The organism is Sulfitobacter sp. JL08, from assembly GCF_003352045.1.
In the GTDB taxonomy this organism is placed as follows: Bacteria; Pseudomonadota; Alphaproteobacteria; order Rhodobacterales; family Rhodobacteraceae; genus JL08.
The window spans coordinates 2,795,768-2,821,338 of record NZ_CP025815.1; the positions used below are offsets into that span (position 1 = coordinate 2,795,768).

A 25,571-nucleotide genomic window follows, 5' to 3' on the forward strand; every position below is an offset into this window, starting at 1 on the left:
GCATACGCATGCCCAACCCCCTACCGGACTTTCAGTGTGGCAAGCCCGATCATGGCGAGGATCAGGGAAATAATCCAGAAACGGATCACGATCTGCGGTTCCGCCCATCCCTTTTTTTCATAGTGGTGGTGGATCGGCGCCATCAGGAAGACACGTTTACCGGTGCGCTTGAAATACAGCACCTGAATGATCACCGACAGCGCCTCGACCACGAACAGGCCACCTACGATAGCCAGCACCAGTTCGTGTTTCGTGGCAACCGCAATCGCACCCAGCGCGCCGCCCAGCGCCAGCGATCCGGTATCGCCCATGAACACGGCCGCAGGGGGCGCATTGTACCAAAGAAAGCCAAGTCCGCCGCCAAAAAGACCCGCCGTAAAGATCAGGATTTCACCCGTTCCCGGCACATAATGCACATCCAGATATTCGGTAAAGTCGACACGACCAACGGCATAGGCGATGATCCCCAGCGTGCCCGAGGCGATCATCACCGGCATGATCGCCAGCCCGTCCAGACCGTCTGTCAGGTTCACCGCGTTGGCCGCCCCGACAATGACAAGAATGGCAAACGGCACGAACAGGAACCCCAGATTGATCAGCGTGTCCTTGAAGACAGGCAGCGCCAACTGGTTTTGCAGCCCTTCGGGATGGTACTGCGCCGCCCAAAAGCCCGCAATGGCCGCAATCAGCAGGCCCAGAACCATACGCACGCGCCCCGATACGCCACCGGTGGTCTGCTTTGACACCTTGGCATAATCATCGGCAAACCCGATGGCGGCAAAAGACATTGTCACGAACAACACCATCCAGATGTAGGGATTGTCCAGACGCGCCCAAAGCAGCGTGGATGTCAGCAGCGCGCCAACGATCAGCAACCCGCCCATAGTGGGGGTTCCGGCCTTGATGAAATGGCCCTCTGGCCCGTCATCGCGGATGGGCTGGCCTTTGCCCTGTCTGCGCCGCAACACGGAAATAAGCGGTTTTCCGAACAGGAAACCGAATACCAGCGCCGTCAGAAACGCGCCCCCTGCACGGAATGTGATGTACCGGAACAGGTTGAACACATCCCCCCCGTCTGAAAGTGCGGTCAACCAATAGAGCATTTCAGCGGTCCCTACTCATCATCTTGTGTCTCGTCCTGTGGGAGCGCATGGCCCATTTTTCGGATGGCGTCAACGATCAGGCCCAGTTTCATGCTTAATGACCCCTTGGCCAGCACAACATCGCCGCTGTCCAGATGACGGCGCAGGCCATCGTCCAGCAGCGCCCGACTGGTTTCCACCCAGACACCGCGCTGGTGATCGGGCAAGGCCGCATAAAGATGCTTCATCAAGGGGCCGATGCAGTGCACGCGGTCAATCTGCGACAGCGCTGGCAGGGTGGCGATATCGCGGTGCAACTCCGCCTCGTTTGAGCCCAGTTCCTTCATGTCGCCCAGAAAGGCAATGCGCCGCCCCTGGGCCACGCGGCCCAACCCGTTATGCACTTGCGCAACCGCCAGCACTTCAAGTGCTGCGGCCAGTGAGGTTGGATTGGCATTGTATGAATCGTCCAGCAGGTCCAGTACCTGATCCGTTTCGACAGGATCCAGAACGATCTTTTCCCGTGCGCCGCGCCCCTTATAGGGATGCCAGCGCCCCAAACCCTGCGCCGACATCGCCAGATCGGCCCCCAATGCCTGTGCCGCCGCCAAAGCGCCCAGCCCGTTCATTGCAAAATGACGCCCGGCTGTCTGGATACGGAACAGCACAGGCACGCCAAAAGCGGTGGCTTTGACCACGGTTGTTTCATTGCTCAGGATCACGTCGTCCAGATGGTAATCAGATGCTTTTTCACCAAATTCAATGATTTGCGCACCAACGTTCACCGCCTTTTCACGCAGGATCGGGATCTGCTCCACATCAGCGTTCAAGACCGCGATGCCCCCTTCGCCCAATCCGTCCATGATCGCGGCCTTTTCGTGGGCAATCCCGTCAATATTGTCGAACGCTTCCAGATGGGCAGCGGCAATTGTGGTAATCAGCGCCACATCCGGTCGCGCCATACGCGCCAGCGGAGCAATCTCGCCGGGATGGTTCATTCCAATTTCGATCACGGCAAAATCACTGTCCTGCGGCATCCGCGCCAGCGTCAGCGGCACGCCCCAGTGATTGTTGTAACTGGCCTCGGCGGCATGAACCTTACCCTGACTTGCCAGCATGGCCCGCACCATCTCCTTGGTCGATGTTTTGCCAACCGATCCGGTGATCGCCACAACGCGGGCCTTGGTGCGCGCGCGCGCTGCCTGCCCCAGTGCAACCAGTGCCTGCAACACGTCCGGCACGATCAGCAATGGCGCATCCGGGCGCACACCGTCCGGCACATGGCTGACAAGGGCCGCCGCAGCGCCACGTTCGAACGCCTGCGCTACAAATTCATGCCCGTCGCGCGCAGCCTGCAAGGCCACAAACAAATCACCGGGCTGTAAACTGCGGGTATCGATGGACACACCCGACGTGGACCAATCGGCTGTGGATGTTCCACCCGTTGCATCCTCTGCCTGCTGCGCGGTCCAAAGCGTCATGCCAGCCGCCCGTCCAAAGCAGCCACAGCGACGCTGGCCTGTTCGGCATCATCAAAAGGCAGAACGTCATCCCCGACGATCTGTCCGGTTTCATGCCCCTTGCCACAGATCAGCAGCGCATCGCCCGGCCCCAGCGCATCGACCCCGCGCAGGATCGCTTCGGCACGATCACCGATTTCGGTTGCGTCCGGCGCGCCCAGCAAAACCTCGGAACGGATAATCTCGGGGTCTTCGCTGCGCGGATTGTCATCTGTCACAATCACCAGATCGGCGTGTTCCGACGCCGCCCGCCCCATCAACGGGCGCTTGGTTGCATCACGATCCCCGCCCGCCCCGACAATCGCAATCAGACGTCCCAGCACATGCGGGCGCAACGCCTGAAGCGCCGTGGAAATCGCATCGGGCGTATGTGCAAAATCGACAAAGACAGACGCGCCATTGTCACGCGTCGCCACAAGCTGCATGCGCCCGCGCACCGTGACCAGATGTTCGAGTGTTTCAAACACACGCGCTGGCTCTTCGCCGCACGCCATCACAAGGCCCGCCGCCAGCATCACGTTGTCGGCCTGAAAGCCGCCGATCAGGTTCAGCCTGATCTGATGCACCTTGTCCTGATAGGAAAACCGGACATCCTGCCCTGTCGCATCAAACCGCTGGCCCTGAATGTGAATATCACCGCCATCGCGCCCCACACTGATCACATCGTGACCACGCGCTGTTGCAATCGCCAGCATATCAACGCCCTTGGGATCATCGATATTGATCACGGCGCTGCCGTCTTCGGGCAACACGCGGCGGAACAGGCCCGCCTTGGCGGCGAAATATTCTTCGAACGTGTTGTGGTAATCCAGATGATCCTGCGAAAAATTGGAAAATCCGGCCGCTCGCAGATGAACCCCGTCAAGCCGGCGCTGATCCAGCCCGTGGCTTGACGCCTCCATTGCTGCATGTGTGACACCGTTTTTCGCCGCCTCGGCCAGCGCGCGGTGCAAGGTGATCGGTTCGGGCGTTGTGTGCGCCAAAGGCGCGGTCCAGCTTCCCTCGACACCGGTCGTCCCCAGATTGACGGCGCTGTATCCCATTTCCACCCAGATCTGGCGCACGAAACTGGCCACGGATGTCTTGCCATTCGTTCCTGTCACCGCAACCATTGTCGCAGGTTGTGCGCCGAACCACAGGGCGGCGGCATAGGCAAGCGTTTGGCGCGGGTCTTCCGTTACGATCAGAATCGCATCAGATGCATCCAGTTCGTTCTTGGCAATCGCAGCCCCTTCGGGATCCGTCAGGATCGCGGCCGCATCCATTCGCAAGGCATATTGAATGAATTCCCCGCCATGCATTTTTGAACCGGGAAGTGCTGCAAACAGATGGCCCGGCTTCACATCGCGGCTGTCGACGCTCAATCCGGTGATTGCAACATCCCGTCCTCCGGGTGCTGTCAGGCCCAACGCAGCCAGTGTTTTGCTCATCGGCCCTGCCCCCAAAGCGGTCTTCCCTAATTCGATGTCAGCGTTATACCAGCCAGCTTCCCGGGTTCAATATTGGGTCGCAAGCCCAAAAGCGGGGCAATGCGACCAATCATTTCCGCCGCGACAGGCACCGCTGTCCAGCCTGCGGTGCGGCGTGGTTCATCGCCGGAATTTTCAGACGGTTCATCCAGCGTAACAATCAGGACGTATTTCGGATCGTGCGCGGGAAAGATGCTGGCGAATGTCGCGATCACCTTGTTTTCATAATAGCCGCCACCGCGCGCCTTCGGCTTGTCCGCAGTGCCGGTTTTCCCACCAACCGCATAGCCCGGCACTTCGCCGAAACTGGCGGTGCCTTCGGTTACAACCTGACGCAGCATCATGCGCGATGCGGCGGCGGACTGTTCGGAAATCACGCGTGGCCCCGAAACCGGACCACTTTGTTTAAGGATCGTCGGTTTCACGTAATGTCCGCCATTTGCGATGGCCGCATATCCCGCCGCCAGATGCATCGGGCTCGTGCTCAGGCCATGACCGTAGGATATGGTCATCGTGCTCAGTTCAGACCAGTTCTTTGGCAACAGAGGCTGGCCGCCCTGCGCTTCGACGATTTCGAACGGTGTTGCCTCCAGCATGCCAAGCGACTGCATGAATTCGCGCTGCCGGCCTGCACCGATCTGCTGTGCCAGACGGGCAGTGCCGATGTTGGACGATTTGACGATAATGTTCGTGACCGACAATTCCTTGCCGTAATTGCGAAAATCCCGAATTCGGAACTTGCCCCATTGCAGCGGCCCACGAATGTCGATGATCGTCGCCGGATTGACCAGCCCCAGATCCATCGCCTGCGCAGTGGTGAAAATCTTGAACACCGATCCCAGTTCATAGACACCCTGCACCGCACGGTTGAACAGCGGGCTGTCGGACGGGTCACCCGATGTCGGCGGTCTTGGCCGGTCGTTGGGATCAAAGCTGGGCAGCGATACAACCGAAATCACTTCGCCTGTGTGCACATCCATCAGGATGGAGGTTGCGCCCTTGGCATTCATCAATTTCATGCCGCCGTACAACACCCGTTCGGATGCCGCCTGAATGGTCAGATCCAGCGACAGTTCCAGCGGTGCGCCCTGCCGGGCCGGATCGCGCAAATAGCTGTCAAAATATTTCTCGACACCGGCCACGCCGATCACTTCGGCTGCATTGACACCCTCTTTTCCGAAAGACGCACCGCCCAGCACATGCGCTGCCAGCTTGCCATTGGGATAAAGCCGCATCTCGCGCGGGCCGAATAACAGGCCGGGATCGCCGATATCATGAACCGCCTGTTTTTGTTCCGGACTGATCTTGCGCTTGATCCAGACAAATTTGCGGTTTCCGGTGAACTGGCGCTTAAGCCGTTCACGATCCAGATCGGGGAAAATGGCGACAAGCGCATCGGCGGCCGCAACCTTGTCCACCATGTGCGGCGGTTGGGCGTAAAGCGAATAGGTATCGAAATTCGTCGCCAGAATGCGGCCATGCCGGTCTACGATATCGGCGCGGCTTGCGTTGATGGCAGCGCCGGTTGCGCTGGCAAGAGGTTCGGTGGGGTCGCTGGTGGCCAGCATCCCCATACGCGCACCGACAACGGCAAATGCGCAGAAAAAGAACACACCAAGCACAAGAAGCCGCCCTTCGGCACGGGCGCGCGCCTTGTCACGTATCTGTTCGTGGCGAATGCGAATATTCTCGCGCTCGATCGCGTCGGGGTTTTCCCCCTTTTTGCGGGCCTCCAGGATACGGGCAAGCGGACGAAGCGGCGTACGGATCACTGTGTCTCCTCCGTATTTGCCACGTCGATCGCATTGCTGATCGGCAATGCTTCGGGCATCGGATAGCCAACCTGATCAACCTTGCCAAACTGGTCTGGCCGCAGCGGCAGCAGGCCCAGACGGTCAAAGTTGATTTCCGTCAACTCGCGCAGCCTGTCGGGCCGGTTCAGATAGGCCCATTCGGCGCGCAGCACAGCCAGCCGCGCGCGGGTTTCACCGATTTCCTTATGCAAACGGGTGGTTTCGCTGAGCGCACGCTGCGTCGAATAATTTTCGCGATAAGCCCAGAACGCCATCGCGATCACCGCCATCGCTGTCAGCAAAAACATGAAACTGCGCATCTTACTTCGTATCCTTTAACATCGGCATGCCAATTGATTTTTCATCCGGTTGCGTCCCGCTGTCTGACGGCACATCAGTACGGACAGCAACACGCAATTTCGCAGAACGCGCGCGCGGATTTTCCGCCAGTTCCTGCGCATCAGGTCCAATGGCCTTGCGGGTTTTCTGGGTAAAATGAGGCGCATCAGCCACTGTTTCGGGCGCATAGCGGTTTGCACGGCCACCCCCGCCGGAACGCGCCTGCAAGAACCGTTTGACCATCCGGTCTTCGATGGAATGAAAACTGACAACCGCCAACTGCCCACCGGGGCGCAATACACGCTCTGCGGCCATAAGCCCCTGAAAAAGCTCTTTATATTCATCATTTACCGCGATGCGCAGCGCCTGAAAACTGCGTGTCGCGGTATGCGACTGGCCCGGTTTGGCGCGCGGCAGACAGCTTTCGATTATTCCGGCAAGGCGCAGCGTGGTCGTGATCGGCGCCTCGGCCCGGGCGCGTAAAATGGCCGCCGCGATCCGGCGGCTGGCGCGTTCTTCACCGTAATGAAAAAGAATATCTGCCAGCGTTTCTGCGTCGGCCGTATTGACGATATCGGCCGCAGATATCCCGCTTTGCGACATCCGCATATCCAGCGGGCCATCCTTCATGAACGAAAACCCGCGATCAGCCTGATCAAGCTGCATTGACGACACGCCCAGATCAAGCACCACGCCATCTAGGCCGGTCGCATATTCGTCCATGCGCGAAAACACACCCAACTGCATCACGATGCGCCCGCTGTAGTCCGCGGCCCAGCTTTGCGCCATTTCAAAGGCCAGCGGGTCACGATCCACCGCGATGACACGCGCGGCACCTGCATCCAGCAAACCTTTCGTATAGCCACCCGCGCCGAATGTGCCGTCAAGCCAGGTTCCTGTCACCGGGGCGACTGCCGCCAGCAAGGGGCGCAATAAAACAGGGGTGTGCGGGGCAGTCTGATCGGGGCGGGCCGCAGCAGCCATAACCTTAATCCCCCTTTGGACCATCCAGATAAACCAGCGGATCGAAATCGTCCGGCAATTCGTCCAGCCAGTCTTCGGTTTTGGCCAACTCTTCGGTTTCGTAGGTCTCGGGCTTCCAGATCTGGAACGTATCGCCCGCCGCGATGAAAAATGCCTCTGCATCAAGCGCGATTTTCTGGCGCAGTTTTGCGGGCAGAACCAGACGGCCGGTCTCGTCTATATTTGTCGGAAAAGACTGTCCGTGGAACAGGCGCTGCAACATCTTGCGCTCCATTGAGCCGCGCGGCAACGCATCAATCTTGGCATCGACCTCGTCGATCGCCTCCATTGTGTAGCATTCCAGGTAATTGCGACGATGATCGCCGTATACGATCACCAGTTCGGGATTAAGACCATCGGTCCAGTTCGGATCAGACGCTTCGATCACACGACGAAACGAGGCCGGGATAGACACCCTGCCCTTCGCATCCACCTTGTGATGGCTTTCGCCTCTGAATCTGCGACCCAACTTACTGGTCCCTCACATTACGCCACCCCAAAAAACTTGAAACAGCGCTGAATTTTCGTCCCCAGAATGTGGAAACGGCAGGTTGATCTGCTGCCACTGATCAACCTGCCGCCCTCGTCCGCTTTCGCGGGATGTCCAGCTGCGCGCGCCACCTGGGGGGATGTCTGCTCGCCCGCGCGCCGGATCTTCAATTAGATGAAAGCGAGGTACCTGTATGAAACCTGCTAGAGTTTTTTGTGTTCGGGGTCGTTTAGCGCCCCTGCTGTCTCGTTCTCATCTCATGCATTATGGATAAGATGGGAATTCATGGGAGGCAACAGTTTTTTATGGGAAATCACTGCTAAATCTTGTTTTCAGCGCACCGAAAAGACAAGATATGGTGCGAAAATTGGACCTTTCGACACATTCAATTGCGATTTATGGATTTCTGAGCACTATATCTGGTAGATAATGCGAAAGCGCGTATTCTTCCCACAAATTCCCATTTTTTTCGATCAAAATTGGAGCTGCCGTCGATGTTTTTGCTTTGTTCCACCAAACGTAGAGGAAATTACCCGCGAATCCTGACGAAATTCAGCTGAATCACTGATTGATTCGCGCTTTTAGAACGGTTGCGCGCACTGCGTCCCATCAATTCCCGTAAATTTGGAACGCCGGCGGGTACCCCGTTTCAGTGCAATCAGGCCATGCCGCCCTTGATCAGCCCTTCGGCGATCTTTGCATAGGCTTGCGCGGCCGCGCTGTCACCGGCTGCGATCGGTGTGCCACCATCACCGGCAAGACGCGTCTCCAGATCAATCGGCAATGCCCCCAGCAATGGAACACCCAGCCTTTCAGCCTCGCTTGCCACGCCGCCCTGCCCGAAGATCCGATGCTCTGATCCACAATCAGGACACACAAACATCGACATATTCTCGATCAGGCCCAGAACCGGCGTTTTCAGAGTATCAAACATATCAAGCGCCTTACGGGCATCAATCAACGCCACATCCTGCGGCGTGCTGACCACAATCGCGCCCGTAACCTGCGATTTGGTGCACAATGTCAGCTGAACATCACCCGTTCCCGGCGGCAGATCGACGATCAGCACATCGAGTTCGCCCCATTCGACCTGACCCAGCATTTGCTGCAAGGCTCCCATCAGCATGGGGCCACGCCAGACCACGGCCTTGCCTTCTTCCAGCATGAAACCGATCGACATCAGTGTAACGCCGTGCGCATGCAACGGGATAATAGTCTTTCCATCCGGAGATGCGGGGCGTTTGTTGACCCCCATCATGCGCGGTTGGCTGGGGCCATAGATATCCGCATCCAGCAGCCCCACCTTGCGCCCTGCCCGCGCCAGCGCCACGGCAAGGTTTGAGGACACGGTTGATTTACCGACACCGCCCTTGCCCGAACCGATGGCCAGTATCCGGTCAACACCCGATGGTTTGGTCGGTCCGTCCTGCGGCTTGGGATGGCCGCCGATTTTCAGGCTGGGCGCGGCAGGGGCCTTGGGGGCTGGTCCGTGGGCCGTCAGTAACACGGAAACAGAAGTCACTCCGTCCAGGTCTTCAACCAGCTTGGCAGCGGCGGCGCGCAAGGGTTCCATCTGTTGCGCGATCTCGGGGCTTGGCGCCTCGATCACAAACCGCACTGCTCCCCCTTCGATTGCCAGCGCACGAATCATATCGCGGCTGATCAGGGTGCCGCCGTCGGGCAAGGCAAGGCGTGCCAAAGTGTCTTCGATAATCTGCTTCGTCACGGCCATGCTCAATCTCTCCTCTTGTTGCTGCAATAGGTGGCAGCTTTTTGCGAAATCTCAAGGCGTGCCTTCAAAACGCGCAACAGGGCTTTTCGCTGCCTCAATTCTGGGCGTGCAGCCTATGCAATTGCTGCATAGCAGCATTGAGGCAAAAAACCATTGTGCACGTGCAGCATTTCCCTATCTTTAACCCAACAGATGAAACACCCGCCACCGCACAGAGGTGCAAGATGAGAAACGTTCGTTACATTCCGCTGACCGGCTGGTCATTCTGGCGCGCCGCCCCGTGGTCGCAGCGCAAATTGCGCCGCACGACACAGGACGTTCAGGCGATCGGAGCAATTGCATTGGCCCAGTTGGGTCTGGGTGGGCTGATTTTCAGGGGTCAACACCTCTAACAACCAAAGACCTTCGGGTCCCGAATTTTGAGATCAGGCTCTCCTCTCCTCCTCCCTGGAGGGTCTGTGATTGGCGGCGGCATCGACCTCCTCCCTGATGTCGCCGCACCTTTTATTCGCGCACCTTCGGGTGTGACACCGCATCGTATCGGTCCCTCTCCTCCTCCCTGGGGCTGGTACGTGAAATGAGCGGTAGCACCTCTCCTCCTCCCTGGTGCTGCCGCTTTTTTCTTTGAAATCAGGTCAGTGAAACGTTTTGCGGCGCGCAAATGCACCGCCGCGCCGTAACGGGCGCGCGGCATCTGTCGTTGCCACGGTACGTACGAAACCCACAAAGGTTTCAGCTGCCACACTATGGCGCTGGCCCGAGTTTAACCCGTCCAAAGCCGCGCAAGCGGCATCCTTTGCGCCCCTGTCCAGGCCAAGCGCCCATTCAAGAAAGCCCAGACGCGCGGCCTGTTCGGCGCGTGCGCCTTCCGCGGTGATGGTGTCCAGCCCCTGCAGGATTCGTGCGAAACCCATGATCTTGCCTTTCTGCCACGCCCCGTGGCCTTTGTTAGGATGCGAAGGGCAAGAAAGGACCGTGACACGCCTATCCGGGCGCACCACCGCCCAGACCGCCACCCGCGGTTTGACGTACATCCAAGGCTGGTTTCCGGGCTTGGGGCGGGCGGCATTTCTGCCATGATCAGGCGCCTTCCCAGACCTCAGTGGCCCAGTGGCTTTTGCCTGTCTCATCCCGCCCTCACCGTTGCGGGGGCAGCGCCGGATTCGCACCGGCTTCCCAATTCTCCGCTTTGTCTGCGGCACCTTGGACCGACAGGCTATCATCACGTCGCTGGGGCGCAACGCCAAAACCGAAGCCACCTGTCCCGTTTCCGTCACCCGCGCGTGACCGGATCAATCCGTTGGCAAGTAGAAAACAGTTGAAAACTTACCGGACAGCCCTGACATTTGTGGTTTTACTGGAAACACTGGGGCGCACCGCGGCCCTTTTTTCAAAAAGGAATTTCAGGATGGCACTCAAAGTAATCGGTTCCGGATTTGGCCGCACAGGAACCAAATCGGCCAAGGATGCCTTGGAACAATTGGGCTTCGGCCCTTGCCATCACATGTACGAAGTGATCGAAAACCCGCCGCAGGTCGCCTTTTGGCAGGATATTGCAGCGGGTCGTCCGGTTGACTGGAATACGGTGTTTCACGGTTATACGTCACAGGTGGATTGGCCCGGCGCGCATGTCTGGCGGGAACTGGCCACGGCTTTTCCCGATGCCAAGGTTCTGCACACGCGCCGCCCCGAAGCCAGTTGGGTCAAAAGTTTTTCGCGCACCATCGGCAAGCTGATGTACACCTATCAGACGATGGAATTGCCGCCCCACATCAAAGATATGATGGATGCAACATCTCACCTGATCACAACCGAAACATTCAAAACCCGCCTTGACGATCAGGAAGGGTTACTGGCCGCCTACCGCCAGAGGACAGAAGACGTAATGGCCGCTATCCCGCCGGAACGTTTGCTGGTTTTTGATGTCGCCGAAGGCTGGGAGCCTTTGTGCGCGTTTCTGGATGTGCCGGTTCCCGACACGCCGTTTCCGCATCAGAACGTGCGCGCGGATTTCTGGGATCGTCTGGGCGGAGAGCCCGACACCTAGCATCCGTTTGATTGCCGGGCAGCAAGTGTCTGGCGCCCCTTAAAACGGAATGTCGTCGCTAGCTGACACAAAGCTGGCAACGACCTTTTTCGTGCCCGCCTTTTCAAACGCGACCTCAAGCTTGTCGCCTTCGATCCCGATGATGGCGCCATAACCGAATTTCTGGTGGAACACCCGTTCGCCGATCATAAAACTGGACACCGCCTGAAGGTCGATCACCGTGTTGCGGGTTTCCTTGGGCTGCGACATCGGGCGCTGTGATGCCCGCGCCTGCAAACGCCGCCATCCGGGTGAATTATAGCCATCCGCCTGCGCCGCGTTTTCTGCCAGACTGGAGTGTACCGGCTGTTCCTGCGCCATGCCCGCCGCCCCGTACCCGCCGCCGTACAATCCAGGCGGGGTCAGCACTTCAACGTGCTTTTGCGGCAATTCATCGATAAAGCGGGACGGCATAGAAGACTGCCATTGCCCGTATACCCGCCGGTTGGCAGCAAACGAAATGGTACAAAGCTCTTCTGCACGGGTTATCCCGACATAGGCCAGCCGCCGCTCTTCCTCCAATCCCTTCACACCGCTTTCATCCATCGACCGTTGCGAGGGAAACAGACCATCCTCCCATCCCGGCAGGAACACGGCCGGAAACTCCAGCCCCTTGGCGGCATGCAGGGTCATGATGCTGACTTTTGCACCGCCCTCTTCGCTTTCATTGTCCATGATCAGGCTGACATGTTCCAGAAACCCTTGCAGGTTTTCAAACTGCTCCAGCGCCTTGACCAGTTCCTTGAGGTTTTCCAGCCGCCCCGGAGCCTCGGGTGTCTTGTCGTTCTGCCAATGGCCGGTATAGCCGCTTTCATCCAGAATAATCTCGGCCAGTTCGATATGGCTGATGTCCGGCGCGTCCGCCATCCGTGACCAGCGCGCCAACCCGTCGATCAGTTTGACGAGCTCGGAACCGCCCTTGCCCTTGATCTGCCCCGCGTCAACGGCCAGACGCGCGCCCTCGACCAGAGACACGCCATTCTCGCGCGCCGTTACCTGAATGATTTGCTGGGCCTTGTCGCCAAGCCCGCGCTTGGGGGTATTCACAATCCGCTCGAAAGCAAGATCGTCGTCCGGGCTGGTGACAACCCGGAAATAGGCCATCGCATCGCGGATTTCCATCCGCTCGTAAAACCGCGGCCCGCCGATCACGCGATAGGGCAATCCGATGGTCAGAAACCGGTCTTCAAAGGCGCGCATCTGGTGGCTGGCCCGCACAAGGATCGCCATATCATCCAGCGATACCGGCGCATGGCCGCGCGTGCCGCGTTGCATCGCCTCGACCTCGTCACCAATCCAGCGCGCCTCTTCCTCGCCATCCCAGTGGCCGATCAGGCGTACTTTTTCGCCTTCTCCGGCCTCTGTCCAAAGCTCTTTTACCAGACGGCCCTTGTTGCCCGAAATCACGCCCGATGCAGCACCCAGAATATGCGGGGTGCTGCGATAGTTCTGCTCAAGCCGCACCACATGCGCGCCCGGAAAATCCTTTTCAAACCGCAGGATATTGCCCACCTCGGCCCCGCGCCAACCATAGATCGACTGATCGTCATCCCCCACGCAGCAGATGTTCTTGTGATCCGCCGCCAGCAGGCGCAGCCACATATACTGCGCCACGTTGGTGTCCTGATATTCGTCCACCAGAATATAGCGGAACCAGCGCTGGTACTGTTTCAAAACGTCTTCGTGGGTCTGGAATATCGTGACGACATGCAGCAGCAGATCGCCGAAATCCACAGCATTCAGCTCGCGCAGGCGGGTCTGGTACTGGATATACACATCACCTACTGAACGTTGAAACCCAGTACCATCCGCTGCGGCACCGGGAATTCGATCGGCGCGTTTTCCGTTTCCCGCGCCAACTCTTTCGGCCGACTCCGCTCTGTTTTTGTAATTTTCGATGTGAAGGAGAAACCAACGGTCCGTCCATTTTTTTCGATCAACTTTCTCCGCGTCTAGTATCTGGCGAACAAGGCGCAGTTGGTCGTCGGTGTCCAGTATGGTGAAATTGCTTTTCAGGCCTGCAAGTTCTGCATGCCGACGCAGCAGTTTCACGCAGATCGCATGAAACGTTCCCAGCCAGGGCATGCCCTCGACGGTCTGTCCCAGCATGCCCGAAACGCGGTTCTTCATTTCGCGCGCGGCCTTGTTGGTAAAGGTCACGGCCAGAATCTCGTTCGGGCGGGCGGTGCCGGTGTTCAGCAGATGTACAATCCGTGCGGTCAGGGCCTTGGTCTTGCCGGTGCCCGCCCCCGCCAGCATCAGCACCGGACCCTCAAGCGCCAGAACGGCCGCACGTTGTTCCGGGTTCAGCCCCTCCAGATAAGGCTGCGGGCGCGCGGCCATCGCGCGTGCGGACAGGGATGCGCTCTCAAAGGCGTCGGCTTCGTCAAAACTGCTCATGGCTGCCAATCTAGCGCGCGATGCCTCCAAGATAAAGACACGTTCACACAATGTTCCCCATTAAATGACGGACTCGACAAACCCATGTGAACTCAGTCACATACCGGCATGAACCTGCACAGCACCTATCCCGGACTGTTCGATCTGAAACAGCGCGCACAACGGCGCGTTCCCAGATTTGTATGGGAATATCTTGACAGCGGCACCGGGCAGGAAGCCACCAAGGCCCGCAATCGCACCGCGCTGGACAAGGTGTTGTTCAACCCCTCGATTCTGCATGGCGAATTCACCCCTGACCTGACCAGAACGTTTCTGGGCGAAACCCATCCCCTGCCCTTCGGGATTGCGCCGGTCGGCATGTCCGGTCTGATCTGGCCGGACGCCGAAGGCCATCTGGCCCGCGCCGCAGCGCAGGCAGGCATACCCTACACCCTGTCCACCGTGGCCAGCCAGATGCCCGAAGACCTTGCGCCCCATCTGGGTGCGCATGGCTGGTTTCAGATGTATCCCCCCCGTGACGAGGATATTCGCACCGACATGCTGAACCGCGCCAGAGAGGCCGGTTTCAAGACACTGGTTCTGACCGTCGATGTGCCCGTGGCCAGCCGGCGCGAACGCCAGACGCGCTCGGGCCTGACCCAGCCGCCCCGCCTGACGCCCCGCCTTCTGGCACAGGTCGCGATGCGCCCTGCCTGGGCAATGGGCATGGCCCGGCGCGGCATGCCGCATATGCGCATGCTCGACAAATACAGCACCGGCAATGTCGGCAATCTGCCCCCCACGGCCCATATCGGGTACCTGCTGCGCACCGCGCCCGATTGGGATTATGTCAAGTGGCTGCGCGATGCCTGGGACGGCCCGTTCGTGATCAAGGGCGTCTTGAGCGCTGATGACGCCCCGAAACTGGAAAGCGCCGGCATCGACGCGCTTTGGGTATCAAACCACGCGGGGCGACAGTTCGATGCCGCGCCTGCCGCGATCGAAGCGCTGCCCGCCCTGCGGGCCGCAACCGGCCTGCCGATCATTTTTGACAGCGGCATCGAAGGCGGGCTGGATATCCTGCGCGCACTCGCACTTGGTGCGGATTTCGTGATGCTGGGGCGTGCCTTTCATTTCGCCCTTGCCGCCCTTGGCGCCCCGGGGCCGGCGCATCTGGTCGATATGCTGGCCAAGGATATGGCCGCCAATATGGGACAGATCGGCGCGCGCGATCTGAACACCCTGCCCAAGCCTTTCTTTTTGCCCTGAATACGGCCGCCGGAGGCGTCAAATGTCCTGGCAAACGGGGCATTTCGTTTTTGCGGGCCTGCAAGTCGCATCTGATTGCAGCATTGCTAGCGCAATCATGCCACATCTACCCAGAACTACGTGTTTACGCACCTGCAGAAACTTCCTAGACAAAACGTGATTTCACGCCAGCCAGAGGCCGCCATGACCGATTTCCGCAAAATCCTGATCGCCAACCGCGGCGAAATTGCCATCCGCATCATGCGCGCCGCCAACGAGATGGGCAAGAAAACGGTCGCCGTCTACGCGGAAGAGGATAAGCTGGGCCTGCACCGGTTCAAGGCGGACGAGGCGTACCGGATCGGCGAAGGGCTGGGGCCGGTCGCGGCCTATCTGAGCATCCCCGAGATCATTCGCGTGGCCAAGGCCAGCGGCGCGGATGCCATCCATCCCGGCTATGGCCTGCTGTCCGAAAACCCCGATTTCGTCGATGCCTGCGATGCGGCGGGCATCACGTTCATCGGGCCGCGCGCTGAAACCATGCGGGCCTTGGGCGACAAGGCCAGCGCCCGGCGCGTTGCGATCGAGGCTGGCGTGCCGGTCATTCCCGCAACCGAGGTTCTGGGCGATGACATGGCCGCGATCAAGGCCGAGGCGGCCGCGGTCGGCTATCCGCTGATGCTCAAAGCCAGTTGGGGCGGCGGCGGACGTGGCATGCGCCCGATCCATTCCGAAGCCGAAGTCGAGGAAAAGGTGCGCGAAGGCCGGCGCGAGGCCGAAGCCGCCTTTGGCAACGGCGAAGGGTATCTTGAAAAAATGATCCTCAAGGCGCGCCATGTCGAAGTTCAGATACTGGGCGACAAACATGGCGGCATGTATCACCTGTTCGAACGCGATTGTTCCGTCCAGCGCCGCAACCAGAAAGTCGTCGAACGTGCGCCCGCCCCCTACCTTAGCGAATTGCAGCGCCGTGAGATTTGCGAACTGGGCTACAAGATCTGCAAACACGTGAACTACGAATGTGCCGGCACTGTCGAATTCCTAATGGATATGGACGATGGCCAGTTCTATTTCATCGAGGTCAATCCGCGCGTTCAGGTTGAACACACCGTGACCGAAGAGGTCACCGGCATCGACATCGTGCAGGCACAAATCCTGATTTCCGAAGGCAAGACAATTGCCGAAGCAACCGGCAAACCCAGTCAGGACGACGTGGTACTGACGGGCCATGCCCTGCAAACCCGGATCACCACCGAAGACCCGCAAAACAACTTTATCCCCGATTACGGGCGCATCACGGCCTATCGCGAGGCAACAGGCATGGGCATCCGTCTGGATGGCGGCACGGCCTATGCTGGCGGCGTGATCACGCGCTACTACGACAGTCTGCTGACCAAGATCACGGCCAAGGCACCGACGCCCGACATGGCGATTGCGCGGATGGACCGCGCACTGCGCGAGTTCCGTATTCGCGGCGTCAGCACCAATATCGCATTTGTCGAGAACCTGCTGAAACATCCGACATTTCTGAACAACGAATACCACACCAAATTCATTGACGAGACACCCGATCTGTTTGTGTTCCACAAACGCCGCGACCGGGGCACCAAGGTGCTGACCTATATTGCCGACATCACCGTCAACGGGCACCCCGAAACCAAAGGGCGCCCCAAGCCGGCACCTGACCTCAAGCTGCCCCGCCCTGTTCAGCCGCGCAATGAACCGGCTGAAGGCACCCGCACCTTGCTGGAACGCGAAGGCCCGCAAGCGGTCGCCGACTGGATGGCAGCCCAGCCGCAACTGCTGATCACCGACACAACGATGCGCGACGGGCACCAATCGTTGCTGGCCACGCGGATGCGATCAATTGACATGATCAAGGTGGCGCCCGCCTATGCGGCACACCTGCCGCAACTGTTCAGTGTGGAATGCTGGGGCGGTGCGACTTTTGATGTGTCCTATCGGTTCCTGCAGGAATGCCCCTGGCAGCGCCTGCGCGATCTGCGCGCAGCCATGCCCAATCTGATGACCCAGATGCTGCTGCGCGGCTCGAACGGGGTGGGCTATACCAACTACCCCGACAACGTGGTGCAGGAATTCGTGCGTCAGGCCGCGCAAACCGGCGTTGATGTGTTCCGCGTGTTCGACAGCCTGAACTGGGTTGAAAACATGCGTGTCGCGATGGATGCGGTTCTGGACAACAACAAACTGTGCGAAGGTGCGATTTGTTACACCGGTGACATTCTGGATCCGGACCGCGCCAAATACGATCTGAAATACTACGTCGCGATGGGCAAGGAATTGCGGGATGCGGGCGCTCATGTTCTGGGCCTCAAGGACATGGCCGGACTGCTCAAGCCAGCCGCCGCAGGCAAACTGATCACCGCCCTGAAGGAAGAGGTCGGCCTGCCGATCCATTTCCACACCCACGATACATCCGGCGCTGCAATTGCAACGGTGATGGCCGCTGCGGCAGCAGGAGTGGATGCGGTTGACGCCGCGATGGATGCGCTTAGCGGCAACACCAGCCAGCCGACACTTGGCTCCGTGGTTGAGGCAATGAAACATACCGGTCGCGATACAGGTCTGGATATCGGTGCCATCCGCGAGATCAGCAATTACTGGGAAGCCGTGCGCGGACAATACGCGGCCTTTGAATCCGGCCTGCAGGCGCCTGCGTCAGAAGTTTACCTGCACGAAATGCCCGGCGGTCAGTTCACCAACCTCAAGGCGCAGGCGCGTTCGCTGGGTCTGGAAGAACGCTGGCACGAAGTGGCGCAGACCTATGCCGACGTGAACCAGATGTTCGGCGATATTGTCAAAGTCACCCCGTCCTCCAAGGTTGTGGGCGATATGGCGTTGATGATGGTCAGCCAGAACCTGACACGCGCGCAGGTGGAAGACCCCGATATCGACGTGGCCTTTCCCGACAGCGTAATCGACATGATGCGCGGCAATCTGGGCCAGCCCCCCGGCGGCTTTCCCGATAGCATCGTGAAGAAAGTGCTGAAATCGGAAAGCCCCAACACCGAACGCCCCGGCCGCCACCTGCCCCCGGTCGATCTGGAACAGGTCCGCGCCAGGGTCATTGCCGAGCTTGAGGGCAAACCTGTCGATGACGAAGACCTGAACGGCTATCTGATGTATCCAAAGGTGTTTCTGGATTACATGGGCCGCCATCGCATCTATGGCCCCGTGCGCACCCTGCCGACGCTGACGTTTTTCTACGGCATGCAACCGGGCGAGGAAATCAGCGCCGAAATCGATCCCGGAAAGACGCTGGAAATTCGCCTGCAGGCGGTCGGCGAAACCAACGAAGACGGCGAGGCCAAGGTGTTTTTCGAACTGAACGGGCAACCACGGGTCATTCGTGTCCCGGACCGTCTGGTCAAAGCATCAACAATCCAGCGTCCCAAGGCGGAAAGCGGCAATCAGAACCACATCGGCGCGCCGATGCCCGGTGTCGTGGCCACAGTGGGTGTAACCGCCGGACAGCCCGTCAAGGCCGGCGATCTTTTGTTGACCATCGAAGCGATGAAAATGGAAACCGGTATCCACGCCGAACGCGACGCGGTGATCAAGGCGGTGCATGTGCAACCCGGTGGGCAGATCGACGCCAAGGATTTGCTGGTCGAACTGGAATAAAGGGCGCGCGGCCAAAGTTGCGCCGCCCTGCTGTCCGGTTTTCCGCCGGGCAGCACTTTTTTCGCCGGTCAGGCCGATTTTCCTCTTGCAGGACACGTCAGTGGTGAGTATCTGAACCTCACCCAAGGAAGCGGGCGTAGCTCAGGGGTAGAGCATAACCTTGCCAAGGTTAGGGTCGGGCGTTCGAATCGCCTCGCCCGCTCCAATGGGAAAATCAATCAAAACAAGCACTTGCTGTGTAGAAATTACACAGCATTGCTGTGCGAAATCAACTTTTTTCGTTGGCGTTCACAGTTGAGATTGTGAACGTTTGGCTTGGCAAGGTGCGCAAAGCAAGGCTTTGGCACGATAGCTCTACCCCTGAGCTACGCCCGATTTTGCTAAACGAGCAATTTTCTGCCAAAAAAGATTACGATTGGCATCACGTATCCATGGGCGGGAAGCGGTCCTTCGCTGCAGTTGAGAGTTCTTTAGCCCTACTTAGCAAACGGGGACATCCATAGGGTTTCGTCCCCTGATCCGATCCCATTTCAGCAGACTTAAGGAACGTCTGATCAACGCCTTCGGCTTCGCCGCCGTGCCGGCTTGAAGGTAGTTTGGGGCGTCAGACGTCCCATTTCCAGCGATTTTCCCGCTGTTTCGGCCGCCTGAGTGGCGGTTTCGGCGTTTTTGGGCAGACTCTGCCTCATGCTGCCAGCTTTCTCCGGGTCATGAACAGGTTGCCGAGGGCGAAGAGCGTGAACAGATGCGCCCGGTTCTTGGCCAGCCCACGGTAGCGCGTCTTCACGTGGCCGAACTGGCGCTTCAGGATCCGGAACGGGTGCTCAACCTTGGCCCGGACCTTTGCGATGATCCGGTTGATCTGCACGTCGAGCGGATCCAGTTCGCCACCTTTGGGTGCCTTGCGCATCACGCCCCAGAACCGGCCTGCATCCTTGGTGAAGGCCGCCTCTCGTTCGGAATGCACGTAGCCCTTGTCCGCCCAGACGGATGTTTCGTTGCCGTGCAGCAGTTCGTCCCAGACCTGGCTATCGTGGGTCTTGGCAGTGGTGGTCTCCAGGCTGTGGACGATGCCGCTGTCTGCATCGACGCCAACATGGGCCTTCATGCCGAAGTACCAGTCATTACCCTTCTTGGTGGATGACATCTCGGGATCGCGGGCCTTGGCTTCATTCTTGGTCGAGGACGGCGCATCGATGATCGTCGCATCCACCAACGTGCCAGAGCGCAGCGTGACGCCCTTGTCGGCAAGATAGGCATTCACCTCGGCAAACAGCTTCTCGGTCAGCTGATGCTTCTCCAGCAGGTGCCGGAAGTTCAGGATCGTTGTTTCGTCGGGGATGCGGTCATCGCCAAGCTCGATACCGGCAAACCGGCGCATGGCCTCGCTGTCATACAGGCTCTCTTCGGCCATCGGATCGCTCAGCGCGTACCAGCTCTGAAGGAAATACACTCGCAGCATCGTCTCCAGTGGCATCGGTGGCCGACCACCCTTTGACCCAACCTTCGGATAGTGCGGCTCGATCAGCGCCAACAGACGACCCCAAGGCACCACCGCATCCATCTCCGACAGGAACTTCTCGCGGCGCGTCACCTTCTTCTTCACCGCATCACCAAGGCCGGGAATGGCAGGCTGTTTGGGCATCGGCGGGCTCCTCTCTCATCCGCAGAAACCATACCAAATCACGCCAAAATGGGGAAGTTCTTCAGAGATTCCTTAACCATCTAATTTTGACATCGCAACTATGGAAATTCAGCGTCAGTGGGCCGACTTTCCATCGGATCAAATTCTGAGTTTAAAGCCTCTCACTAGGCTTCGAATATGCGTGTGAAGCTTAGTTCTATTTCCATTTCGGTAGAATGGAAATAGCAGCTCCTTTGCTATGGGCCGACGCGTGGACCAAAAAAGTCTTGCGACGCCACCATAGCAAACCATGCGATCTCTAAGTGGTAGCCCTGCTCTGTTAACCGACCGCGCAAATTCAACTACATATCGGCAATGCTTCATCACGCGTCTGCCCGATTTTTTGGGATCTATCCAATCTATGCAAAAGTCCTGTCCTGCGGACATCCGCTGACTATACTGCTGATCATGTACTCGGAACGAAAAGTCCGAACTTTTCAGAAGAGCGATGCCCCCATGCAGCAGCATTTCGGCGATCAGCACCCGATCGCTGCTTAGATAATTCCCATGAAGATTGGTGCACGCGAGCGCTTTACGGCGAAATAGCGCAAAGAATGGCGCGCAGTGAATCTGTCTACTCCTTGGCACAAATAATGCAAAGCGCTTAGCATCACTAACGTCATCAGAGCTGAAAAAATCGATGGTGACGTGGCTGAGTGTCTTTCCAGTTGGGTCAATTTTACGGACATCTTGTGGAAGCGCACCAACATTTTCGGGATGCTCGTTTAGATGTGCGACGCAATATCTAAGAAAATCATGCCCCAGTATATCGTCATGAGCGCACCACTTGAAAAGCTCACCCGTTGCCTCGTGAAAGGTGAAGTCATAATTCGCGGCGGCTCCCAGGTTTTTCGATTGGCGTATGTATCGGATGCGATCATCTTTCCTTGCATAATTTTCACAGATGCTCTGGGTCGCATCCGTCGACGCATTGTCACTAATGATCAATTCGAAATCTTTGAAGGACTGGGCAAGGATAGAGTCCAGCGTTTGGGCAAGATAGTTTTCACCATTGAAGACGGGCAAGCCGAGGGAAACGATCGGTTCTGAAAGGGACGTGTTTTCATTCATTTGAAAGATCCTTGCATGATCAGTCTCGCGATACAGCTTGGCCGAGAAAAACGGCGTCTAATGCCGCGCCCACTGCAATCACGTATGCATTTACACCCAAAGCCGACAGTTCGCCCCGGATCTCGTCCACATAGATGGCGTTCATCACCGCACAGCACCTCAACCTGCCGCAGCTTCGTGACAATCTCTTCCGGCTTGTGTCGCTTGATTCCCATCTTTGATCCTCCGTTTCCTAACTATGGGGGCGGACCACTTCAAAGGGGGAGGATCAAACGGTCTCGGCAGGGCCATCGTTGAGCGCGCGCGGGAGACATTCCGGAGTAATGTTCTGATCGGTTTTATCGCCACCGGATCAGAGGACGGCAGGAGTGACCGCTTCGATCAGGCGTTAATGACACTATTCGCATCCAAGCTGGGCCACCTATCGGCCCTCGACGCTGCATCCCAAGCCGAAAGGCTGGTGATCCCCAAGGGTCTCAAGCACGGTGATACGTTGATCAGGGAGGCTCATGGCCTTCGCACCAAGATAAGCCGCTCCGGGCGCATCCTGGTGGACGAACCCGACAGCCGCATCAGCCAGTTCGACGACGTGCTGAACTCGGTCAGCATGGGCGTTGCCGTTGCGGACCGGATTTGGACCAAATCGCACATTGCCCGGATGCGTGACAACTGGCCCGACAGACTGCAGGCCAGCCATGAGGAGTTGACCGGATGAATGAAGTCACAGTGGTAAAAAGCCTCTGGGTTGCACCCACTCAAATACCCATTCTGGGCAGTTTCTGGCTTTGGCGATACGACCGGTTGGTCGCCGCAGGCGGGCAGCTGCAGGCTCTGCAGCGGAATGTGCAGCACAACGAGACCGGAATGATCGGTGGTGACAGCCGCGAAAGCAGGAACGTCTTCGTCGTGACACATTTGCTCGACGAGGATATGACTTCGCAGCGCGAGGCCGTGCGCGCCCTATCCAATTTCAACTGGGATGTGTGGTCGTCTCTTCGTTCCATTATGCTCGCCATTGGCCCTGCACAGCCCGAGCGGCTCAACGGGACGCGCAACGCAGTTGCCGCAGCATCGGAGGAAAAGGTCGATCTCTTCAGCCATCGCCGCTACCGGCCAATGCTCGCCTATCAGGGCATCGATCACCCGTACGGAACGGTCGAGATTAACCGGCGACCAACGGACCAGTATCCATGCAGCTTCCACGCCGGAGAGGTCAGCGGCATCCTGACAGAGCCTCGCGATGATCCGCGATCGACGGCACGTTACAAGGTAGCCCCCGACCTCCCCCTCCTGCCTGTTCTGCGCGCAGAGCTGGACGGCATCATTGACGCACCGTCGGCAGATATTGCCGATCTACCCCAATTGGCGGCGTGCGTCGGAACTTTATCATCGATCATGCACAGTAGAAGATGGGCTCCAGAGCCCCTGCTGCGCAGGTCTGGAGATGATGCCGACTGGGACGGCCTTTACGACGAGATCACAACCCACCGGTACTGAGCGTGGGTCGGACATACAGCATTACCGCCAGGCGGATTATCTCTCGGCTCGTTTTGAAATAGCGAAATGGATCAGGTTTTGTCATCCGACGAGGCTACAAAACCGCCCTGCTCGTCTCAAGCGATTTTGCTCTAACAGTACCACGGAAACGCCCTGCCCGCCTCAACTCAAACCCTTCTAACAAGACCTATTTCCGGCCTGACGGCCTTTTTCATCGGTGCACTTTCAGTGCTTTACCGACTTTATTCACGAGGTCAGATCATTTCAGTTGACGTCGGCGATGCATAAATGCAGCTTTGATGCATGATCGCATCACAACGAATCCCCGCTACATATCCCTTGACGAACACGTCGACGCTAGACGTAGAAATTCTTGCTGGTATCATTTCAGCTTCGAATGATGCCTGCTGGTGTATGGAGTTTTCCGAACCCGTCGATTTGACCGCTCCGGAGCGGGAAATCGTCAGACAGGTTTTCGAAAATGACCCGTTCTGGCGGTTTACCAATCCGGCCATGGCGCGCCTGTATCTTCTGGAGCCAAAGAAAGATTTCAATTCGCGCCCGACGTCGGAAATTTTTCCGTGGAACGAACAGAACGAAGCATTCGTTCGCAATCTGATCGATAACGGCTTCGAAATGGACGCTGGCCCGGCGCTTGATACCCGTTACGATGGCGTACAAATATATGTGGAAAATGATGTCCGAGCGCATATTGAAGGCGGTAAGCTGCTGCGCATTTTCGGGATCGTCCGCAATGTAGGCAAGCATCGCCTGCGCGAAGAAACCATTCAGGAAGAGCTGAGCGAAGCGCTCAACATCCTGATGGATTTGCCGTGCGGTGCAATTGCATTCAATGAAGTTGCCGAGGTCATTGCAGTAAATCCTGCCGCCTGCAAACTTCTTGGCATACCGATGGAAAACCTCCTTGCAGGGGCGCTTTCGCAGAACACTCAAAGCTCGGACGTAATGGATACAGTGCGCCGCGTTATCGCGACGGGACAGGACGAGACAATCGTAGAAAATCTGGTTGGCTGGAATATCGCCGCGCGCAAATCTGGTGGCGCCGTGGTTTGCCTGCAACCAAACGATGCAGAAGTACATCACTCATGATCGAGCAACCTGAAAATTCCGCATCCTCGGCCGCAACCAATCAGGCCGCAGCGTTTAGCCTTGATACGCTGGGTGACGGGCTGATTGCACTGGCGCCAGATGGCGCAATCGTATCGGCCAACAAGGAAGCCTCTAGAATGCTCCGGTTTGGCAGGAACGCTGATCTGGGTGATCTCGGCTCGATCACTAAGGACAACGATGGCTGGAGCGCCCTGCGCGCAGCAGTATTGGCCGGCCGCAGCGGCGATTTCGCCGTGCGTGCAGCAGAGGGTCAGCCACTGATGGCGACAACCCGCCATGCCTCAGGTTCAAGCGAAATTCGCTGGATCGTGCTGCGTGACATTGAGGCCTTCGCTTACCGGCAGAACCGGGTATTCAATCCAAAACAGGAAGGCGCTTCCCGGTTTATGTCCTCAGAAGGAACCCGACCGGATTTCCAAGTGCAGCGCCAATTGTGCCCCGAGATCAATCGCCTGCTTAATCGAGGTGAGCGCGCCACACGACAGGGCGCGCGTGTTCTGATAACAGGTGAACCGGGGGTCGGAAAAACGGAAATAGCACGGTTCCTTCACAACTCGATCTCTGACTCGCGCGATCCATTTTACCTGGTAAATTGCGCGTCTGCCGGCGAGGTGGAATTGAGCGAGATGCTATTCGGCACCCCAGGCGACCGAACGCAAGGCTTTCTGGGCCAGACGAACGGGGGAACCGTTTTTTTGGACGAGGTCGCCGAATTGCCACCAGCGGTTCAGGTCAGGTTGATCGGGTATCTGGAAGACAGGAAACGGCGGGATGAATATCAGCCCGCTTCGCGGCATCGGCAGTCGCGTATCATTGCCGCGACCAACCGGAACTTGAAAGAACTTGTCGCAAAGGGCCAGTTCCGGTCGGATCTTTATTTCCGTCTTGCGGTCATCGACCTGAAGGTACCGCCACTGCGTGATCTGGCGCCTCTGGTAAACCATCTAGTCGACCGGTTCGCCAGAACGATAAACCAGCGCCGTCATGCCCCGGTGATCATTCCCCAGCGCATCCGCGAAATCCTGAGCGATTACAGCTTTCCAGGCAATATTCGCGAGCTTCACAACATCGTCCAGCGCATCGCCGTCTTCATCGACGATGCGGACGGGCTAGATGAAATCATGGGCGACTTGCTGAGTCCGATGAGCATCCCGAATGACAGCGCGATGCAGGAACTCTCAGGGGCCGCAACTCTGGATTTGCGCAGCGAGGTGCGCCGTTTCGAACGGGCGCTGATCGACAAGGCAATTCAGGTTCACGGATCGAAACGAAAAGCCGCAAAGGCACTTGGCGTGGATATCGGAACAGTGGTTCGCAAGACCGCACCTACGACACAGGCACCTTCATCAAAACAATCACCTGACAGGGAGAAAAAAGTATGA

Annotated in this window: 21 protein-coding genes, 1 tRNA gene, 1 pseudogene and 1 riboswitch; of the genes and pseudogenes, 9 read left to right on the top strand and 14 right to left on the bottom strand. The window is 58.2% G+C overall.

The genetic code is table 11. The features are described 5' to 3' along the window. Window positions 1-20: 20 nt before the first annotated feature. From mraY to C1J05_RS13760, 8 genes are all read right to left on the bottom strand, one after another. Complete coding sequence (gene mraY / locus C1J05_RS13725) at window positions 21-1,103, bottom strand: phospho-N-acetylmuramoyl-pentapeptide-transferase (protein ID WP_114870750.1); 1,083 nt, start codon at window positions 1,101-1,103, stop codon at window positions 21-23. 11 nt (window positions 1,104-1,114) lie between these two features. Continuing rightward, window positions 1,115-2,563 carry a UDP-N-acetylmuramoyl-tripeptide--D-alanyl-D-alanine ligase gene (locus C1J05_RS13730; RefSeq protein WP_114870751.1) on the bottom strand — a complete coding sequence of 483 codons (1,449 nt, stop codon included), beginning with the start codon at window positions 2,561-2,563 and terminating at the stop codon, window positions 1,115-1,117. After that, complete coding sequence (locus C1J05_RS13735) at window positions 2,560-4,032, bottom strand: UDP-N-acetylmuramoyl-L-alanyl-D-glutamate--2,6-diaminopimelate ligase (protein ID WP_114870752.1); 1,473 nt, start codon at window positions 4,030-4,032, stop codon at window positions 2,560-2,562. Before C1J05_RS13735 ends, C1J05_RS13730 begins: the two co-directional genes overlap by 4 nt. 26 nt (window positions 4,033-4,058) lie before the next feature. Further along, window positions 4,059-5,843, bottom strand: a complete 1,785-nt coding sequence (locus C1J05_RS13740; protein ID WP_114870753.1) for a peptidoglycan D,D-transpeptidase FtsI family protein — start codon at window positions 5,841-5,843, stop codon at window positions 4,059-4,061. After that, entirely contained in the window at window positions 5,840-6,184 is a 345-nt protein-coding gene (gene ftsL, locus C1J05_RS13745) for a cell division protein FtsL (protein ID WP_114870754.1), read from the bottom strand. Before ftsL ends, C1J05_RS13740 begins: the two co-directional genes overlap by 4 nt. 1 nt (window position 6,185) lies before the next feature. Next, on the bottom strand, window positions 6,186-7,187 hold the full coding sequence (gene rsmH / locus C1J05_RS13750; RefSeq protein WP_114870755.1) for a 16S rRNA (cytosine(1402)-N(4))-methyltransferase RsmH: 1,002 nt from the start codon (window positions 7,185-7,187) through the stop codon (window positions 6,186-6,188). Between the two features lie 4 nt (window positions 7,188-7,191). Further along, window positions 7,192-7,695: a division/cell wall cluster transcriptional repressor MraZ gene (gene mraZ, locus C1J05_RS13755; RefSeq protein ID WP_114870756.1), complete on the bottom strand. Its 504-nt coding sequence runs from the start codon at window positions 7,693-7,695 to the stop codon at window positions 7,192-7,194. Between the two features lie 679 nt (window positions 7,696-8,374). After that, entirely contained in the window at window positions 8,375-9,448 is a 1,074-nt protein-coding gene (locus tag C1J05_RS13760; protein WP_114870757.1) for an Mrp/NBP35 family ATP-binding protein, read from the bottom strand. Window positions 9,449-9,672: 224 nt separating this feature from the next. Between C1J05_RS13760 and C1J05_RS21510 the strand changes: the two genes are divergently transcribed. Next, complete coding sequence (locus C1J05_RS21510; RefSeq protein WP_162798071.1) at window positions 9,673-9,840, top strand: hypothetical protein; 168 nt, start codon at window positions 9,673-9,675, stop codon at window positions 9,838-9,840. Between the two features lie 243 nt (window positions 9,841-10,083). On the opposite strand, the gene C1J05_RS13765 is transcribed toward C1J05_RS21510, so the two are convergent. Further along, window positions 10,084-10,362, bottom strand: a complete 279-nt coding sequence (locus C1J05_RS13765) for a hypothetical protein (RefSeq protein ID WP_162798072.1) — start codon at window positions 10,360-10,362, stop codon at window positions 10,084-10,086. A 107-nt stretch (window positions 10,363-10,469) separates the two neighbouring features. Further along, window positions 10,470-10,669: riboswitch (cobalamin riboswitch) on the bottom strand. A gap of 187 nt (window positions 10,670-10,856) precedes the next feature. Between C1J05_RS13765 and C1J05_RS13770 the strand changes: the two genes are divergently transcribed. Then, entirely contained in the window at window positions 10,857-11,495 is a 639-nt protein-coding gene (locus tag C1J05_RS13770; RefSeq protein ID WP_114872321.1) for a sulfotransferase family protein, read from the top strand. A 39-nt stretch (window positions 11,496-11,534) separates the two neighbouring features. Here the strand turns inward: C1J05_RS13770 and C1J05_RS13775 are convergent, their stop codons facing one another. After that, a complete protein-coding gene (locus C1J05_RS13775) occupies window positions 11,535-13,934 on the bottom strand; it encodes an ATP-dependent helicase (protein ID WP_114870759.1) in 2,400 nt (799 codons plus the stop codon). A gap of 108 nt (window positions 13,935-14,042) precedes the next feature. Here C1J05_RS13775 and C1J05_RS13780 point away from each other — a divergent pair, with 108 nt between their 5' ends. The 3 genes from C1J05_RS13780 (at window position 14,043) to C1J05_RS13790 (ending at window position 19,011) form a co-directional block, all read left to right on the top strand. Then, window positions 14,043-15,182 carry an alpha-hydroxy acid oxidase gene (locus C1J05_RS13780; RefSeq protein ID WP_114870760.1) on the top strand — a complete coding sequence of 380 codons (1,140 nt, stop codon included), beginning with the start codon at window positions 14,043-14,045 and terminating at the stop codon, window positions 15,180-15,182. A gap of 183 nt (window positions 15,183-15,365) precedes the next feature. Beyond that, complete coding sequence (locus tag C1J05_RS13785) at window positions 15,366-18,806, top strand: pyruvate carboxylase (protein ID WP_114870761.1); 3,441 nt, start codon at window positions 15,366-15,368, stop codon at window positions 18,804-18,806. A gap of 130 nt (window positions 18,807-18,936) precedes the next feature. Beyond that, window positions 18,937-19,011: transfer RNA gene (locus tag C1J05_RS13790), tRNA-Gly, on the top strand. Between the two features lie 480 nt (window positions 19,012-19,491). Here C1J05_RS13790 and C1J05_RS13795 read toward each other — a convergent pair. From C1J05_RS13795 to C1J05_RS22010, 3 genes are all read right to left on the bottom strand, one after another. Continuing rightward, entirely contained in the window at window positions 19,492-20,451 is a 960-nt protein-coding gene (locus C1J05_RS13795; RefSeq protein WP_114868636.1) for an IS5 family transposase, read from the bottom strand. Between the two features lie 138 nt (window positions 20,452-20,589). Then, on the bottom strand, window positions 20,590-21,561 hold the full coding sequence (locus C1J05_RS13800; RefSeq protein WP_114870762.1) for a glycosyltransferase family 2 protein: 972 nt from the start codon (window positions 21,559-21,561) through the stop codon (window positions 20,590-20,592). Window positions 21,562-21,580: 19 nt separating this feature from the next. Continuing rightward, a complete protein-coding gene (locus tag C1J05_RS22010) occupies window positions 21,581-21,706 on the bottom strand; it encodes a hypothetical protein (RefSeq protein WP_302622774.1) in 126 nt (41 codons plus the stop codon). 246 nt (window positions 21,707-21,952) lie between these two features. Between C1J05_RS22010 and C1J05_RS13805 the strand changes: the two genes are divergently transcribed. Beyond that, window positions 21,953-22,276: a hypothetical protein gene (locus tag C1J05_RS13805; protein WP_162798073.1), complete on the top strand. Its 324-nt coding sequence runs from the start codon at window positions 21,953-21,955 to the stop codon at window positions 22,274-22,276. Next, complete coding sequence (locus C1J05_RS13810; protein ID WP_114870764.1) at window positions 22,273-23,058, top strand: hypothetical protein; 786 nt, start codon at window positions 22,273-22,275, stop codon at window positions 23,056-23,058. The genes C1J05_RS13805 and C1J05_RS13810 overlap by 4 nt, the downstream gene beginning before the upstream one ends. Here the strand turns inward: C1J05_RS13810 and C1J05_RS21900 are convergent. Then, window positions 23,054-23,143 (bottom strand): annotated as a pseudogene (locus C1J05_RS21900) (IS6 family transposase); the annotation flags it as partial. The gene C1J05_RS13810 and the pseudogene C1J05_RS21900 overlap by 5 nt on opposite strands. 329 nt (window positions 23,144-23,472) lie before the next feature. On the opposite strand from C1J05_RS21900, the gene C1J05_RS13820 reads away from it, so the two are divergent. Together C1J05_RS13820 and C1J05_RS13825 are read left to right on the top strand one after the other, a co-directional pair. Continuing rightward, complete coding sequence (locus tag C1J05_RS13820) at window positions 23,473-24,168, top strand: PAS domain-containing protein (RefSeq protein ID WP_205388950.1); 696 nt, start codon at window positions 23,473-23,475, stop codon at window positions 24,166-24,168. After that, window positions 24,165-25,571 (top strand): sigma 54-interacting transcriptional regulator, encoded by a 1,407-nt coding sequence (locus C1J05_RS13825; RefSeq protein WP_114870766.1) that lies wholly within the window; start codon window positions 24,165-24,167, stop codon window positions 25,569-25,571. The genes C1J05_RS13820 and C1J05_RS13825 overlap by 4 nt, the downstream gene beginning before the upstream one ends.